The sequence below is a fragment of the Variovorax glucosi genome (genome assembly GCF_051216695.1).
GTDB lineage: Bacteria > Pseudomonadota > Gammaproteobacteria > Burkholderiales > Burkholderiaceae_C > Variovorax.
This window is the reverse complement of record NZ_JBPJZE010000004.1, coordinates 172,055-186,274: the sequence shown is the minus strand read 5'-3', so window position 1 is coordinate 186,274 and position 14,220 is coordinate 172,055. Positions and strand designations below refer to the sequence as shown.

Sequence of the window (14,220 nt, the reverse complement as noted above, 5' to 3'; positions counted from 1 at the left end):
GGCGCCGCGGGGCGCCATCAGGAACCTCATGTCCACATTCGACTTCGATCTTTTCGTCATCGGCGGCGGCAGCGGCGGCGTTCGTGCCGCCCGCATGGCTGCGCAACGCGGTGCCCGTGTCGCGCTCGCGGAGGCTGCAGAACTGGGCGGCACCTGCGTCAACGTCGGCTGCATTCCCAAGAAGCTCTACAGCTATGCCGCCGGTTACGCGGAGGCTTTCGCGGAAGCGCCTGGCTACGGCTGGTCGTTCGGCTCCGCGCCGACCTTCGACTGGGCGCACCTCAAGTCGCAGCGCGCAAAGGAGATCAGCCGTCTCAACGGCGTCTACCGCGGCCTGCTCGAGAACACGGGTGTCACGCTGATCCAGGGCTGGGCGCAGCTGGCGGATGCGCACACCGTCACGGTCGGCAAGACCAGCCACACGGCGAAGCACATCCTTATCGCGACCGGCGGCATGCCTTTCGTGCCTGAATTTCCCGGTCGCGATCTCGTCCAGGTGTCCGACGGCATGTTCGACCTGCCCGAATTCCCGAAACGGCTGACGATCGTCGGCGGCGGCTACATCGCCTGCGAGTTCGCATCGATCTTCAACGGGCTGGGCGCAGAAGTGACGCTGCTCCAGCGCCAGGCGCACATCCTGAGCGGATTCGACGCGCACATCCGACAGTTTCTTGCGCAGGAAATGGGCAAGACGGGCATCGACATCCGCCTCAACACGCAAGTCGCCAGCGTTTCCCGCACTGCCGCGAAGGGTCCGTTCGACATCGCGCTCGAAAGCGGCGAGCGGCTGGAAGCGGATGTGTTGCTTTTCGCCACCGGCCGCCGGCCGAATACGCAAGGCCTGGGACTCGAAGCCGCCGGCGTCGAGGTCGACAAGCACGGCATGGTCGTGGTCGATGCGCACTACCGGACCTCGCTCAAGTCCGTCTACGCGCTGGGCGATGTGTCGACGCGCATGCAGCTGACGCCGGTCGCGCTGGCCGAGGCGATGTCGCTGGTCGATGCGCTTTTCGGCGACGGCAGGCGCAAGGTCGACTACGACCTGATCCCGACCGCCGTCTTCACGCATCCGAACGTCGGCACCTGCGGACTGACCGAAGCGGCTGCGCGCGAGAAGTTTGGCGACGTCACGATCTTCTGCAGCGAATTCAAGACGCTGCGCCATACGCTGTCGGGCCAGAGCGAACGCACTTTCCTGAAGCTGATCGTCGACCCCAAGAGCGATCGGGTCGTCGGCCTGCACATGGTCGGTCCGGACGCCGGCGAGGTGGTGCAGGGCTTCGCGGTGGCGATGCGCGCCGGCGCGACCAAGGCGGATTTCGACGGCACCATCGGCATCCACCCGACGTTGGCTGAAGAATTCGTGACGATGCGGGAGCCGATGAAGGACTGATCGGCCTGACCAGATAGTCAGGGCAGGCTTGGCACAATGTCACATATGCCTTACATGCCACCGTTCGTCGCTCCCGCCCGCTTCACCGATGCCGCCGCCGCGCTGGCCTATGTGCAGAACATCTACCAGGAGGGACTGGCTCATCTGCGCGAATCGATGCTGCGCTTCGTCGCGGGCGAGGCTCTGCCGGGACGCGTGCGGGCCTGCTACCCGTTCGTGCGCGTGCACACGCACACCGTCACGCGCCAGAGCCCGCCGACGACCGCCGGCCTGAGCTACGGCTTCGTCGCCGGCCCGGGCCGCTACGAGACGACGCTGACCCGGCCCGACCTGTTCCATCGTTATTACCTGGAACAGTTTCGCCTGCTGCTGGAAAACCACGAGGTCGAGCTCGAGGTCGGCACGTCGACGCAGCCGATCCCGATCCATTTCTCCTTCGCCGAGAACGATCACATCGAGGGTTCGATGGACGTCGAGCGCCGGGCGCAGATGCGCGACGCCTTCGACCTGCCCGATCTCGCCGCGATGGACGACGGCATAGCCAACGGCACCTTCATCGCCAAACCCGGCGAGCCGGAGCCGCTTTCGCTCTTCACGGCCGCGCGCGTGGACTATTCGCTGCACCGCCTGCGGCACTACACCGGCACGGCGCCGGAGTGGTTCCAGAATTTCGTGCTGTTCACCAATTACCAGTACTACATCGACGAGTTCGTGGCGCTGGGCCATGCCGAGATGGCCGATCCTGACAGCCCGTACATCGCGTTCATCCAGCCCGGCAACGTGACCAGCTACCGCGTCGGCTACGACGGCCCCGAAGGCGGCATCGCGCCGCCGCGCCTGCCGCAGATGCCCGCCTACCACCTGGTGCGCGCCGATCGTGCCGGGATCACGATGGTCAACATCGGCGTCGGCCCGTCGAATGCCAAGACCATCACCGACCACATCGCCGTGCTTCGCCCGCACGCCTGGATGATGCTCGGCCACTGCGCCGGCCTGCGCAACAGCCAGCAGCTGGGCGACTACGTGCTGGCACACGCGTATGTGCGCGAGGACCATGTGCTCGACGAGGAACTGCCGCTCTGGGTGCCGATCCCTGCGCTGGCGGAGATCCAGCTGGCCCTCGAAAAAGCAGTGGCGGAAGTGACCGGCCTCGACGGCGCCGAACTGAAGACCATCATGCGCACCGGCACCGTGGCCAGCACCGACAACCGCAACTGGGAGCTGCTGCCGCAGAACGAGCCCCAGCGCCGCTTCAGCCAGAGCCGGGCAGTCGCGCTCGACATGGAAAGCGCGACCATCGCGGCTAACGGATTCCGCTTCCGCGTTCCCTACGGCACCCTGCTGTGCGTATCGGACAAACCGCTGCACGGAGAAATCAAGCTGCCGGGCATGGCGAACCGCTTCTACCGGGAACGCGTCGAGCAGCATCTGCGGATCGGCATGAAAGCCATCGAGATCCTGCGCAGCGAGGGGTCCAGCCGGCTGCACAGTCGCAAGCTGCGCAGCTTCGCAGAGGTCGCTTTTCAATAAGCAAGGATAAACAGGCACGCTGGCCATTACCGGCGCATCATCGCCAGCCCCCGGCAACTTTTGTTGCGAATCCCTAAAGCTTTGGGGATGTCTTTTGACACAGCCATTTCGGGATATCTTTCCGGTTTCAGTACACAACTTCGCCGTGCCCACGCAAGGACAGACTCCTCATCCGCCTCAACCCGTGATCACGCTCGACAACTGCGACAGCGAGCCCATCCACATACCGGGCGCGATCCAGCCGCACGGTGCGTTGGTTGCTTTCGCGGGCGACGGCCGAACGGCATGGATGAGCGCCAATGCGTCCGCCCTGCTGGGTTCGACGGTGCCGCACATCGGCGAAATGCTGCGTTCGGACCATTTCGAAGGCAGCGTCGACGTCCACGAGACGCTCTCCGACACGATCGTCGAACAGGAAGACGGCCAGCCGTCGAGCAGCGAAGTGCAGCTGAACGGCCGGACCTTCGATCTGGTCGCGCATCGCTCGGGCGGACTTATCGTTGCCGAGTTCGAGCGCCGACCGGCGGGCGACGATGTCGTCGCCGATTTCGCGCTCAAGGCGCATCGCGCGATGGAGCGCATCAAGCGCCAGCATTCGCTGCGCAGCCTGCTCGATTTCGCAGTGCATGCCGTCCGCCAGCTGACCGGTTTCGACCGCGTGATGGCCTATCGTTTCCGCCACGACGACAGCGGCGATGTGGTCGCCGAAGCGCGCATCGACGCGCTGGAGCCGTACATCGGCCGGCGTTATCCGGCCAGCGACATTCCGGCGCAGGCGCGGCGGCTGTACGTCGTCAATACGCTGCGGCTCATCGCCGACGTGAATGCGGCGTCGGTGCCCATCGAGGCCGAAGCGGGCACGCCGGTGCTGGACATGAGCCATTGCGTGCTGCGCAGCGTTTCGCCGATCCACATCGAATACCTGCAGAACATCGATGTCGCCGCGTCGATGAGCATCTCGATCGTCGTCAACGGCCAGCTCTGGGGCATGCTGGCCTGTCACCACACGGCACCGCTGCAGGTGCCGTATTCGGTGCGCATGGCCTGTGACGTGCTCGCGCAATTGCTCGCCGCAAACGTGCAGAGCCAGATCGCCAGCGAGAACGCGCGTCGCAGCGATGCATCGGCAGACCTGCGCAGCCGGCTGATCGAAGCCACGCTGCACGCGGAAGATACCGCCTCGGCACTGTCGGCGATGGCGCCCGACATCGCGAAGGCGTTCAACGCGCATGCGGTGGTGATCGCCGAAGAGTCGAAGCTGCATTTCGACGGCGACCTGCCGCCCGGCTTCGCGCGCCAGCTGGTGCAGTGGCTCGATGCGTCCGACATGCCGGCCGGCGCCATGCGCACCACCGCCTCGCTCAAGAGCTTCGCGCCGGAACTCGCGGACAAGGCCGGCGTCTGGTGCGGCATGCTGGCGCTGTCATTCGATCCGGCGGCGCACGGCTGGCTGGTGCTGCTGCGCAAGGAGCAGATCGAGACCATCGACTGGGGCGGGCGACCGGAAAAGGAATACAAGACCGGCCCGCTCGGCGCGCGCCTCACGCCGCGCGGCTCGTTCGACATCTGGCGCCAGACCGTGCGCGACACTTCCGAGCCCTGGAGCGCGGCCGACATCGGCTTCGGGCGCCAGATTCTCGACGAACTGCTGCGCGCCCGCACCGTGCGCATGGCCGAAGTCGCACGCGGACGCACGCAGCTGATGGCGATGCTCGGCCACGATCTGCGCGACCCGCTCCAGTCGATCGCCATGGCCGCGCGCATGCTCGGCAAGCAGGCCGATCTCGGCGATGGCCAGGCAGCCAGCACCGGCAGTCGCATGGGCCAGCGGATCCAGGCATCGAGCAACCGCATGGCGCGGCTGATTTCGCAGGTGCTGGACATGTCGCGGCTGCAGACCGGCGGCGGTCTCACCATGAATTTCACCGATGTCGACCTGACCTCGCTGCTGGACGATCTGCTGGACGAAATGCGCACCGCGCACCCCGGCGTCCATGTCGTCCGCGAAGCGCCGCGGCACCTGCCGGCGCGCGTCGACGGCGACCGGCTGATGCAGGTTTTCAGCAACCTCATCAGCAATGCGCGGCATCACGGCGCGCCGGGCGAATCGATCGTCGTGCAACTTGCGGCCGAGGACGATTTCGTGACGCTCGACGTGAGCAATGTCAGCCCGCCGATCCCGGGCGACCAGCAGTCGCAGCTGTTCGCCGCGTTCAAGCGCCGGGAAGTCGCGAATCCGCGCAACAAGAACGGCCTGGGGCTCGGCCTGTACATCGCGCACGCGATCGTCGAGGCGCACGGCGGGACCGTCGGCTACAGCTATGCCGATCCTTACGTGACCTTCAGCGTGCGGTTGCCGCTGTCTGGCCTGCCCGGTCCGGCCGGCGAATGAATCCCGAGGATCTCCAGCGTCTCGTGACGCTCGAGATGCCGTTCGGCAAACACAAGGGCACGCTGATCGCCGACCTGCCGGGCAACTACCTCACATGGTTCGCACGCGAGGGCTTCCCGAAAGGAGAGATCGGACGACTGCTGCAGCTGATGCACGAAATCGATCACAACGGCTTGTCGGGGTTATTGAAGCCTCTGCGACGACCCTGAGCATCGGCAACGACTGACGCGCTGCAAGGTTTCGGCCGGACGGCGAGGCCGAGTGCAAAGCGGGAAAACAGATCCTGAAATTGTTCAAATATTCAAGGATTTCGATGACCCGCAAGTACAGATTCACCCTCGGCGCAGTTACTGCAGCAGCGGTACTGACCGCAGCCACCTTTGCCGCTCATGCACAGAGCGCCGCTCCGGCAACCGATGCCAATGCAGGCAAGCCGAACCCGGTGACCAACGCCATTTCGAAGGCCATGGGCAAGTTGCGTGCAGACACCGACATGCTCGATGTGCTCAACGCCCACGCCAGCCTGAATCCGAAGGCGATCGAAAAGGTCGACGTCAAGACGGCCCGCGCCCAGCCGACCATCGCCGATGCCGTGAACGTCGTCCTCAAACAGCAAGGCAGGAGTACGAATCCCGAAGAACTGGTGCCGGGCGTGACGAGCTTGGACACCACCGTTCAAGGCGCTGCCGGCATGCTGCCCGCACGCATCTACACGCCGGCCGGCGCGGGACCGTTCCCGGTCGTCGTGTACTTTCACGGCGGCGGCTGGGTGATTGCCGACAAGCAGGTCTATGACGGCGGTGCTCGCGGTCTGTCGAAGGAAGCGAATGCGGTCGTGATCTCGGTCGACTACCGCCGCGCGCCGGAAGCCAAGTTCCCGGCAGCCTGGGACGATGCACTGGCATCGTACAAATGGGCACTGGCGAATGCGGCGCAGCACAAGGGTGATCCGAAGCGGGTTGCATTGGCCGGCGAAAGCGCAGGCGGCAATCTCGCACTCGCCACCGCCATCGCAGCACGCGATGGCAGCCTTCAGGCGCCAACCGCCGTGGTCGCTGTCTATCCGGTCACACAGACCAGTCTGAATACCGAGTCGTACATCGAGAATGCAATCGCCAAGCCGCTGAATCGCGCGATGGTCAAGTGGTTCGTCGAAAAGACGACGCGCAGCCCGGCCGATCTGAAGGACAAGCGCCTGCAGCTCATCGACGCCAAGCTGGAAGGCCTGCCGCCGGTCACGATCATCAATGCCCGCATCGATCCGCTGCGCAGCGACGGTTCGAAGATGGAAGACGCGCTCAAGAAGGCCAACGTCCCGGTCGAGCGCCGCGAGTACGAAGGCGTGACGCATGAATTTTTCGGTGCTGCAGCAGTGGTGCAGAAAGCCAAGGAAGCACAAGCCTATGCAGGTCAGCGCCTGAAGCAGGCCTTTGGTTCCTGATGACGGTGTGCTGAGTCGTCACCGGCATCGACCACAATGCTTCGGTGAATGACTCCACCCTGTTTCAGGTCAGCCGGCTGACCAAGCGCTACGGCGACGCTGTCGTCGTGGACGATCTCTCGTTCGATATCGCGCCCGGTGAATGCCTTGGCGTCATCGGTCCGAACGGAGCCGGCAAGACGACCACGATCCGCATGTGCCTGGGGCTCACCGCCCCGGACGCAGGGCGGATCGTTTTTCATGGGCGCGATGGCGAGTTAGAAATGCCGCGCGATGCGCTTGCCATCAAGGCGCAACTTGGCGTCGTCACGCAATTCGACACGCTCGACCCCGACTTCAGCTGCGCCGAGAACCTGATGGTCTACGGCCGTTATTTCGGATTCGCGCGCGCCGACATCGCGCCGCGTGTTCCGCAGCTTCTCGAATTCGCCGCCCTGTCGCAGAAAGCCAATGCGAAGCCGGGAGAACTTTCAGGCGGGATGAAGCGCCGGCTTTCGCTTGCTCGGGCGCTGGTCAATGATCCGAAGCTGCTGCTTCTGGACGAACCGACGACCGGCCTCGACCCGCAGGCGCGTCATCTGATGTGGGAGCGTCTCCAGGTGCTGCTGCAGCAAGGCAAATCGATCCTGCTGACGACGCACTTCATGGACGAAGCCGAGCGGCTTTGCTCGCGCCTGCTGGTGCTGGACCACGGCCGCAAGATTGCCGAAGGCAGGCCGCGCGACCTGATCGCAGAACACTTGGAGCCGGACGTCGTCGAGGTCTACGGTGTTGGCGCAGTCGCGCTGGCCGAAGCACCTGAATTGCGCGCTCTGGCCGCACGCATCGAGGTCAGCGGCGAAACCGTCTTTTTCTACACGCAGGACGCACGCCGTCTGCTCGACGCGTTGACGCAACGCGGCGGTCTTCGCACCTTCCACCGACCGGCGAATCTCGAGGACCTGTTCCTCAAACTGACCGGCCGTCAGATCCGAGAGTGATGAGCAATCCAACTTCTTCGCCTTCGATCTGGCGCCCGCCGGTGCTGTCGATGCGCTGGTGGCCGGTATTCCTGCGCAATCTGCTGGTATGGCGGAAGCTCGCGATCCCGAGCCTGATCGGCAACATCGCGGAGCCGCTGATCTGGCTCGTCGCCTTCGGCTACGGCATGGGCGCGCTGATCGGACAGGTGGCGGTCGATGGCGTGAAGGTGCCGTACATCCTGTTCCTGGCGAGCGGCTCGATCTGCATGAGCGCGATGAACGCGGCATCGTTCGAGGCGCTGTATTCGGCGTTTTCGCGCATGCATGTGCAGAAGACGTGGGACGGCATCATGAATGCGCCGGTCGGCCTCGACGACATCGTGATGGCGGAGATGCTGTGGGCCGCTTTCAAAGCGATCTTCACGACCACGGCAATCCTCTTGGTCATGCTTGCTCTGGGCATTAGCCACAGCCCGAAACTGGTCGTCGCCTGGTTCGTGCTCGCCGGCGCCGGCATCACGTTCTCATGCATCGCGCTGATCTTCAATGCGTTGGCCAAGGGCTACGACTTCTTCACCTATTACTTCACGCTGTTCATGACGCCGATGATGTTTCTCTCGGGCGTTTTCTTCCCGCTGGAACAGCTGCCGGTAGCAGTGCGCGCGGTGTCGGCCTGGCTGCCGCTGAGCAACGCCATCGCGCTGGTGCGCCCGCTCTTCATGGACCAGTGGCCGACCGATGCGTTGCGGCACGGCGCGGTGCTGGTGATCTACGCAGTCGCCGCTTTCTGGATCGCGCTGGCACTGACGCGCAAACGCTTTCGCGCCTGAGCGGCTGCAGCGCCCGAAACTTCAGGAAGGCTTTTCTTCATTGGCCGCTCCTTCTGCAGACAAAGCAGCCGCTGCGCGAAGCTTGTCTTTCTTGCTCGGACGCTTGCCCTTGACGCCGCCGGTTCCCGGCACTTCGGCATGGTCGATGGCTGGAGCGGCCGGCGCGACGTCCGCGCGCGGCGCAGGCTCGAAACCGGCGATCCGCTCGCGCGGCACCGCAAAGCCCTGGCGCTTCTCGATCAGCCTGAAATGCGCTTCGCTTTCTTCCGTCACGAAGCTCACCGCCACGCCGGTCTCGCCTGCCCGACCGGTACGGCCGATGCGATGGACGTGGTCCGTGGCCGAGCGCGGCAGGTCGTAGTTGACGACCGCCGGCAGTTGCACGACGTCGATCCCGCGCGCCGCCAGATCGGTCGCAACCACCACCTGCACGCGCGAAGCCTTGAGGTCGGCCAGCACCTGGCTGCGCTTGCCCTGGCTCAGCACGCCATGAAACGGCTCGGCGTCGAGCCCCGCCTTGCGCAACTTGTCGGCGACGATCTCGGCGGCGAACTTGGTCGCGACGAAGACCAGCACGCGTGTCCATTTCTCGTCCTTGACGAGGCGCGCCAGCAATTGGGTGCGCCGGCTGGCATCCACCTCGATGGCGCGCTGGGCGATGTCGGGGACGGCAGTGGTCTCGGACTCGGATGCGATGGCAATCCGCAATGGATCGGTGAGCGTGCGTCCGGCGAGTGTTTCGATGTCCGGCGCGAAGGTCGCCGAGAACATCAGCGTCTGGCGCTGCGCGGGAAGCAGGTCGAGGATGCGCTGCAGCTCGTCCGCAAATCCCAGGTCGAGCAGACGATCGGCTTCGTCGAGCACCAGCGTCGAGAGCGATCCGAGCCGAAGCGCGTTGTGCGCGACCAGGTCGAGCAGCCGACCCGGCGTGGCGATCATCACGTCAGCGCCGCCGCGCAGGCCCATCATCTGGGGATTGATCGAGACGCCGCCGAAAGCGACGGCGATCTTCGGCTGCCTGGCGGGCTGCTGCGGTATCGCCTGTACCAGTCCCTGCAGCGTCTCGCCGACCTGTGCGGCAAGTTCGCGCGTGGGCACCAGAACCAGTACCGACAGTTCTCGACGCCCTTCGTGGCGGATGATGTCCAACAGTTTCTGCAGCAGAGGCAGCAGATAGGCCGCTGTCTTGCCGGAGCCGGTGCGGGCAGACGCCAGCACGTCGCGGCCGGCCAGGATCGCGGGAACCGCTTCGCGCTGGACGGGCGTGGGCTCTGCATAGCCGACCTTGGCTGCGGCTTGTGCAAGAGGAGAAATGAGGCCCAGGGCGTTGAATGGCATGCGTCGGCAGGATCAGCGGAGTCGGTGGAACGAGGGCCGAACGGATGTTCGACACAGGAAAGTGGGGAGAGGAATGTGCGGGGAACGAAGCGCCAAGGATAGCCAGCCCCACTGCGCAGACGCAGAAACGTTTCCTTTCGATCTTTTTACCGCATCTTCAAAAAGGTTTTTACCCAAAACGTCCGGAGTGGACGACAATGCAAAAGCGTTTAGGCGGATTTCCGTCTGAACGTGAACCGGTGATAGGTCAGTTTCGCGCCACAGCGCTCTTCAGTCAGTTGTGATTCTGGGACTCCATCGCTTTGTTATTTTGGTTTGAATTAGGAGTCCCTCCATGGGCAAGAAACTTTACGTAGGCAATCTGTCCTACTCCATCCGTGACAACGATCTTGAACAAGCCTTCGGCGAGTTCGGTGGCGTGACCAGCGCCAAGGTCATGATGGAACGCGAAACCGGCCGCTCGAAGGGCTTCGGCTTCGTCGAAATGGGCACCGACGCTGAAGCGCTGGCTGCCATCGAAGGCCTGAACGGCCACACGCTCGACGGCCGCGCTCTGACGGTCAACGAAGCACGCCCAATGGAACCACGTCCTGCTGGCGGCGGTTTCGGTGGCGGCCGTAGCGGCGGCGGTGGTGGTGGCGGCTACGGTGGTGGCGGCAGCGGTGGTGGCGGATACGGCGGCGGTGGCGGCCGTAGCGGTGGCGGCGGTGGTGGTGGTTACGGCGGTGGTGGCGGCGGCGGTGGCCGCGGTGGTTACTAAGCCCTCGCTCGAACTATCCTGACCTCGTGTCGGAATGAAAAGCTCCTTCGGGAGCTTTTTTTGTGCCCGAGTTTCATGCATACGGGATTCGCCCTACACCGTCCTACGCGTTAGTGCGTAGCGAGCCCGTCAGCCTACGGTCAGTCGTATCCAACGACCCTCGATCCTTCAAACAAGAGGGTCGAGACAATGGGAATCAAAAGTCAAACAGACTTCTTTTCGGGGGTCATGTTCACTGCGATAGGCGCCGCTTTCGCGATCGGCGCCACCACGTACAACGTCGGAAACGGCGCCCGAATGGGCCCGGGCTACTTCCCGCTGATGCTGGGTGTGCTGCTGGCCATCCTGGGCGCGATCATCATCTTCCAGTCGCTGGTGGTCGAAACCTCCGACGGCAGCCCGATCGGCAAGTGGGCCTGGAAGCCGCTGGCCTTCGTCATCGGCGCCAACCTCGCATTCGGCGTCCTGCTCGGCGGATTGCCCAGCATCGGCCTTCCTGCCATGGGAATGATCATCGCGATCTACGCCCTGACCATCATCTCCAGCCTCGCAGGCGAGCATTTCAAGCTGCGCGACGTCCTGGTGCTTGCGACGATCCTCGCGGTCGGCAGCTATATCGCCTTCATCTGGGCGCTGAAGCTGCAGATCCAGGTCTGGCCTACCTTCATTTCGGGCTGAGGACACACGCATCATGGAACTGTTTCATAACCTCTCCATCGGGTTCGGTGTCGCATTCACCTTCACCAACCTGCTCTATTGCCTGGTCGGCTGCATCCTGGGCACGCTGATCGGCGTGCTGCCGGGCATCGGCCCAGTCGCGACGATCGCAATGCTGTTGCCTGCGACTTACGCGCTGCCGCCCGTGTCGGCCCTCATCATGCTGGCCGGCATCTACTACGGCGCCCAATACGGCGGCTCGACGACGGCCATCCTGGTCAATCTGCCGGGGGAATCGTCCTCGGTTGTGACCTGTATCGACGGCTACCAGATGGCGCGGCAAGGCCGGGCGGGCCCAGCGCTCGCTGCGGCCGGGCTCGGCTCGTTCTTCGCCGGCTGCGTCGGCACGCTGATCCTGGCGGCCTTCGCTCCGCCGCTGACCGAACTGGCCTTCAAGTTCGGCCCTGCCGAGTACTTCTCGCTGATGACGCTCGGCCTGATCGGCGCTGTCGTGCTGGCGTCGGGCTCGCTGCTGAAGGCTGTGGCGATGATCGTGCTGGGTTTGCTGCTGGGCATCGTCGGCACCGACGTGAATTCCGGCGTGGCGCGCTTCAGCTTCGACATCCCGGAACTCACCGACGGCATCGGCTTTGTCGTGATCGCGATGGGCGTGTTCGGTTACGGCGAAATCATCGGCAACCTCTCGCAGCCGGACGACGAGCGCGAAGTCTTCACAGCCAACGTCAAGGGCTTGTGGCCGACCAAGGACGACTTCAAGCGCATGCTGCCCGCCGTACTGCGCGGCACGGCGCTGGGTTCGGCGCTCGGCATCCTGCCTGGCGGCGGCGCTTTGTTGGCGGCGTTCGCGGCCTATGCGCTGGAGAAGAAGATCAAGATGCGGCCGGGCGAAGTGCCGTTCGGCAAGGGCAACATCCGCGGCGTGGCATCGCCGGAATCGGCGAACAATGCCGGCGCGCAGACATCGTTCATTCCGCTGCTGACGCTGGGCATTCCACCGAACGCGGTGATGGCGCTGATGGTCGGCGCGATGACCATCCACAACATCCAGCCGGGCCCGCAGGTCATGACCTCGAATCCGGAATTGTTCTGGGGCCTGATCGCCTCGATGTGGATCGGCAACGCGATGCTGATCATCCTGAACCTGCCGCTGATCGGCATGTGGATCAAGCTGCTGACGGTGCCTTACAAGTTCCTGTTCCCGGCCATCGTGCTGTTCTGCGCCATCGGCGTGTATTCGACGAACAACAACACCTTCGACGTCTGGATGGTGGGCCTGTTCGGTTTCATCGGCTACATCTTCCTGAAGCTGAAGACCGAGCCGGCGCCGCTGCTGCTGGGCTTCATCCTCGGCCCGATGATGGAGGAGAACCTGCGCCGTGCATTGTTGCTGTCGCGCGGAACGTGGAGCGTTTTCGTGACGCGTCCGTTGTCGGCCGGGCTGCTGGTGGCTGCATGCCTGCTGCTCGGTATCGTGCTGCTGCCTTCGATCAAAGCCAAGCGCGAAGAAGCTTTCGTGGAGGAATAGGCTCGCCCCCAGGCTTGCCCACTTCGTGTGGCAGCGCCTACCCCCTGCCGGGGGCAACACCAGCGGCCGGGCAGAGCCCGTTCCGCGGTGTTCTGCGAACAAGAATGCCGCCTTCGGGCGGCTTTCTGCTTTTTGCGCTGCGCGCCATGCCGTGATGTGCGCTGGTTAGGCGGTGCGGGGTTTTACGCGTGCGGCGGCGGCTTTGGCGTTGGTGCGGGCGGTTTCGATGTCGTCGGCGTGCGCCAGCGCGACGCCCATGCGGCGTTTGACGAAGCTTTCGGGTTTGCCGAAGAGGCGGATGTCGATGCCAGGGATGGTGAGGGCTTCGGCTACACCGTCGAAGACGATGCCGGTGGCGTCGACGCCGCCGTAGATGACGGCGCTGGCGCCGGGGGTGTGGAGCGTGGTGTCGACGGGGAGGCCGAGGATGGCGCGGGCGTGGAGTTCGAACTCGTTCTGCCACTGGGTCGCCATGGTCACCATGCCGGTGTCGTGCGGGCGGGGGCTGACTTCGCTGAACCACACCTCGTCGCCCTTGACGAACAGCTCGACGCCGAACAGGCCCTGACCGCCCAGATCGGCGGTGACGGCTTCGGCGATCTGCTGCGCCTTTTGCAGCGCAGCGTCTGCCATCGGATGCGGCTGCCAGCTTTCGACATAGTCGCCGCTGACCTGGACGTGGCCGATGGGTTCGCAGAAGTGCGTCTTCACGACGCCGGCTGCGTCCACGGCGCGCACGGTCAGCAGCGTGATCTCGTAGTCGAAGTCGATGAAGCCTTCGACGATGACGCGTCCGTGGCTCACGCGGCCGCCGGCCATGGCGAAGTCCCAGGCCTTGGCGATGTCGTCCGGACCGTCGATCCTGCTCTGGCCCTTGCCGGAACTGCTCATGACCGGCTTGACGATGCAGGGGTAGCCGATGTCGTTCACGACGGCGGCCTGCAATTCGGCAAGCGAATCGCAGAACCTGTACGGACTGGTCGGCACGCCGAGCGTCTCAGCGGCAAGGCGGCGGATGCCTTCGCGGTCCATCGTCAGGCGGGTGGCGCGGGCGGTCGGCACCACCCGAACCTTGCCGGCGTCTTCTAGCGCTTGGAGCATGGGCGTGGCGATGGCTTCGATTTCAGGCGCGACGAGGTGCGGTTTCTCGGCCTCGATCAGCGCTTCGAGCTGCGCGGGATCGCTCATGACGATGGTGCGCGCGTGGTGCGCGACCTGCTGGCCGGGCGCGTTGTCGTAGCGGTCGACGGCAATGGTTTCGACGCCGAGGCGCTGGAGTGCGATGAGCACTTCCTTGCCGAGCTCGCCGGAGCCGAGCAGCATCACGCGGGTGGCAGAAGGAGAAAGAGGGGTTCCGATGGTCGTCATGCG

Annotated in this window: 13 protein-coding genes; 11 read left to right on the top strand and 2 right to left on the bottom strand. The window is 64.6% G+C overall.

Annotated features, from left to right (window positions below):
- The first annotated feature begins 28 nt into the window (after positions 1 to 28).
- The 7 genes from gorA (at position 29) to ACSFA3_RS19270 (ending at position 8,548) form a co-directional block, all read left to right on the top strand.
- A complete protein-coding gene (gene gorA, locus ACSFA3_RS19300; protein WP_435507116.1) occupies positions 29 to 1,393 on the top strand; it encodes a glutathione-disulfide reductase in 1,365 nt (454 codons plus the stop codon).
- Positions 1,394 to 1,438: 45 nt separating this feature from the next.
- Entirely contained in the window at positions 1,439 to 2,923 is a 1,485-nt protein-coding gene (locus ACSFA3_RS19295; protein WP_435507115.1) for an AMP nucleosidase, read from the top strand.
- A gap of 145 nt (positions 2,924 to 3,068) precedes the next feature.
- The gene (locus ACSFA3_RS19290) at positions 3,069 to 5,315 is read left to right on the top strand and encodes an ATP-binding protein (protein WP_435507114.1); all 2,247 of its coding nucleotides are present in this window, start codon (positions 3,069 to 3,071) and stop codon (positions 5,313 to 5,315) included.
- Positions 5,312 to 5,524, top strand: coding sequence for a DUF3820 family protein (locus tag ACSFA3_RS19285; protein WP_435507113.1), 213 nt, complete (start codon positions 5,312 to 5,314; stop codon positions 5,522 to 5,524). The genes ACSFA3_RS19290 and ACSFA3_RS19285 overlap by 4 nt, the downstream gene beginning before the upstream one ends.
- Positions 5,525 to 5,628: 104 nt before the next feature.
- Complete coding sequence (locus ACSFA3_RS19280; protein WP_435507112.1) at positions 5,629 to 6,756, top strand: alpha/beta hydrolase; 1,128 nt, start codon at positions 5,629 to 5,631, stop codon at positions 6,754 to 6,756.
- Between the two features lie 44 nt (positions 6,757 to 6,800).
- The gene (locus tag ACSFA3_RS19275) at positions 6,801 to 7,736 is read left to right on the top strand and encodes an ATP-binding cassette domain-containing protein (protein ID WP_435507111.1); all 936 of its coding nucleotides are present in this window, start codon (positions 6,801 to 6,803) and stop codon (positions 7,734 to 7,736) included.
- Positions 7,736 to 8,548 (top strand): ABC transporter permease, encoded by an 813-nt coding sequence (locus tag ACSFA3_RS19270; protein ID WP_435507110.1) that lies wholly within the window; start codon positions 7,736 to 7,738, stop codon positions 8,546 to 8,548. Before ACSFA3_RS19275 ends, ACSFA3_RS19270 begins: the two co-directional genes overlap by 1 nt.
- Positions 8,549 to 8,569: 21 nt before the next feature.
- Here the strand turns inward: ACSFA3_RS19270 and ACSFA3_RS19265 are convergent, their stop codons facing one another.
- Positions 8,570 to 9,886, bottom strand: coding sequence for a DEAD/DEAH box helicase (locus ACSFA3_RS19265; RefSeq protein ID WP_435507109.1), 1,317 nt, complete (start codon positions 9,884 to 9,886; stop codon positions 8,570 to 8,572).
- Between the two features lie 44 nt (positions 9,887 to 9,930).
- Here ACSFA3_RS19265 and ACSFA3_RS19260 point away from each other — a divergent pair, with 44 nt between their 5' ends.
- The 4 genes from ACSFA3_RS19260 to ACSFA3_RS19245 all read left to right on the top strand — a co-directional run bounded on the left by ACSFA3_RS19260 (position 9,931) and on the right by ACSFA3_RS19245 (position 12,849).
- Positions 9,931 to 10,170 (top strand): hypothetical protein, encoded by a 240-nt coding sequence (locus tag ACSFA3_RS19260; RefSeq protein WP_435507108.1) that lies wholly within the window; start codon positions 9,931 to 9,933, stop codon positions 10,168 to 10,170.
- A gap of 50 nt (positions 10,171 to 10,220) precedes the next feature.
- Entirely contained in the window at positions 10,221 to 10,646 is a 426-nt protein-coding gene (locus ACSFA3_RS19255; RefSeq protein ID WP_435507107.1) for an RNA recognition motif domain-containing protein, read from the top strand.
- Positions 10,647 to 10,835: 189 nt separating this feature from the next.
- A complete protein-coding gene (locus ACSFA3_RS19250) occupies positions 10,836 to 11,324 on the top strand; it encodes a tripartite tricarboxylate transporter TctB family protein (RefSeq protein WP_435507106.1) in 489 nt (162 codons plus the stop codon).
- Between the two features lie 13 nt (positions 11,325 to 11,337).
- Positions 11,338 to 12,849, top strand: coding sequence for a tripartite tricarboxylate transporter permease (locus tag ACSFA3_RS19245; protein WP_435507105.1), 1,512 nt, complete (start codon positions 11,338 to 11,340; stop codon positions 12,847 to 12,849).
- A 165-nt stretch (positions 12,850 to 13,014) separates the two neighbouring features.
- On the opposite strand, the gene purT is transcribed toward ACSFA3_RS19245, so the two are convergent.
- On the bottom strand, positions 13,015 to 14,217 hold the full coding sequence (purT, locus tag ACSFA3_RS19240; protein ID WP_435507104.1) for a formate-dependent phosphoribosylglycinamide formyltransferase: 1,203 nt from the start codon (positions 14,215 to 14,217) through the stop codon (positions 13,015 to 13,017).
- Between the last annotated feature and the right edge of the window lie 3 nt (positions 14,218 to 14,220).

Excerpts from the sequence above, each read along its gene's own strand:
- ACSFA3_RS19250 (WP_435507106.1), top strand. The coding sequence starts at position 10,836 with ATGGGAATCAAAAGTCAAACAGACTTCTTTTCGGGGGTCATGTTCACT.
- ACSFA3_RS19245 (WP_435507105.1), top strand. The coding sequence starts at position 11,338 with ATGGAACTGTTTCATAACCTCTCCATCGGGTTCGGTGTCGCATTCACC.
- ACSFA3_RS19260 (WP_435507108.1), top strand. The coding sequence starts at position 9,931 with ATGTTCGACACAGGAAAGTGGGGAGAGGAATGTGCGGGGAACGAAGCG.
- ACSFA3_RS19285 (WP_435507113.1), top strand. The coding sequence starts at position 5,312 with ATGAATCCCGAGGATCTCCAGCGTCTCGTGACGCTCGAGATGCCGTTC.
- ACSFA3_RS19270 (WP_435507110.1), top strand. The coding sequence starts at position 7,736 with ATGAGCAATCCAACTTCTTCGCCTTCGATCTGGCGCCCGCCGGTGCTG.
- ACSFA3_RS19265 (WP_435507109.1), bottom strand. The coding sequence starts at position 9,886 with ATGCCATTCAACGCCCTGGGCCTCATTTCTCCTCTTGCACAAGCCGCA.
- ACSFA3_RS19280 (WP_435507112.1), top strand. The coding sequence starts at position 5,629 with ATGACCCGCAAGTACAGATTCACCCTCGGCGCAGTTACTGCAGCAGCG.
- ACSFA3_RS19255 (WP_435507107.1), top strand. The coding sequence starts at position 10,221 with ATGGGCAAGAAACTTTACGTAGGCAATCTGTCCTACTCCATCCGTGAC.
- ACSFA3_RS19295 (WP_435507115.1), top strand. The coding sequence starts at position 1,439 with ATGCCTTACATGCCACCGTTCGTCGCTCCCGCCCGCTTCACCGATGCC.
- purT (WP_435507104.1), bottom strand. The coding sequence starts at position 14,217 with ATGACGACCATCGGAACCCCTCTTTCTCCTTCTGCCACCCGCGTGATG.
- gorA (WP_435507116.1), top strand. The coding sequence starts at position 29 with ATGTCCACATTCGACTTCGATCTTTTCGTCATCGGCGGCGGCAGCGGC.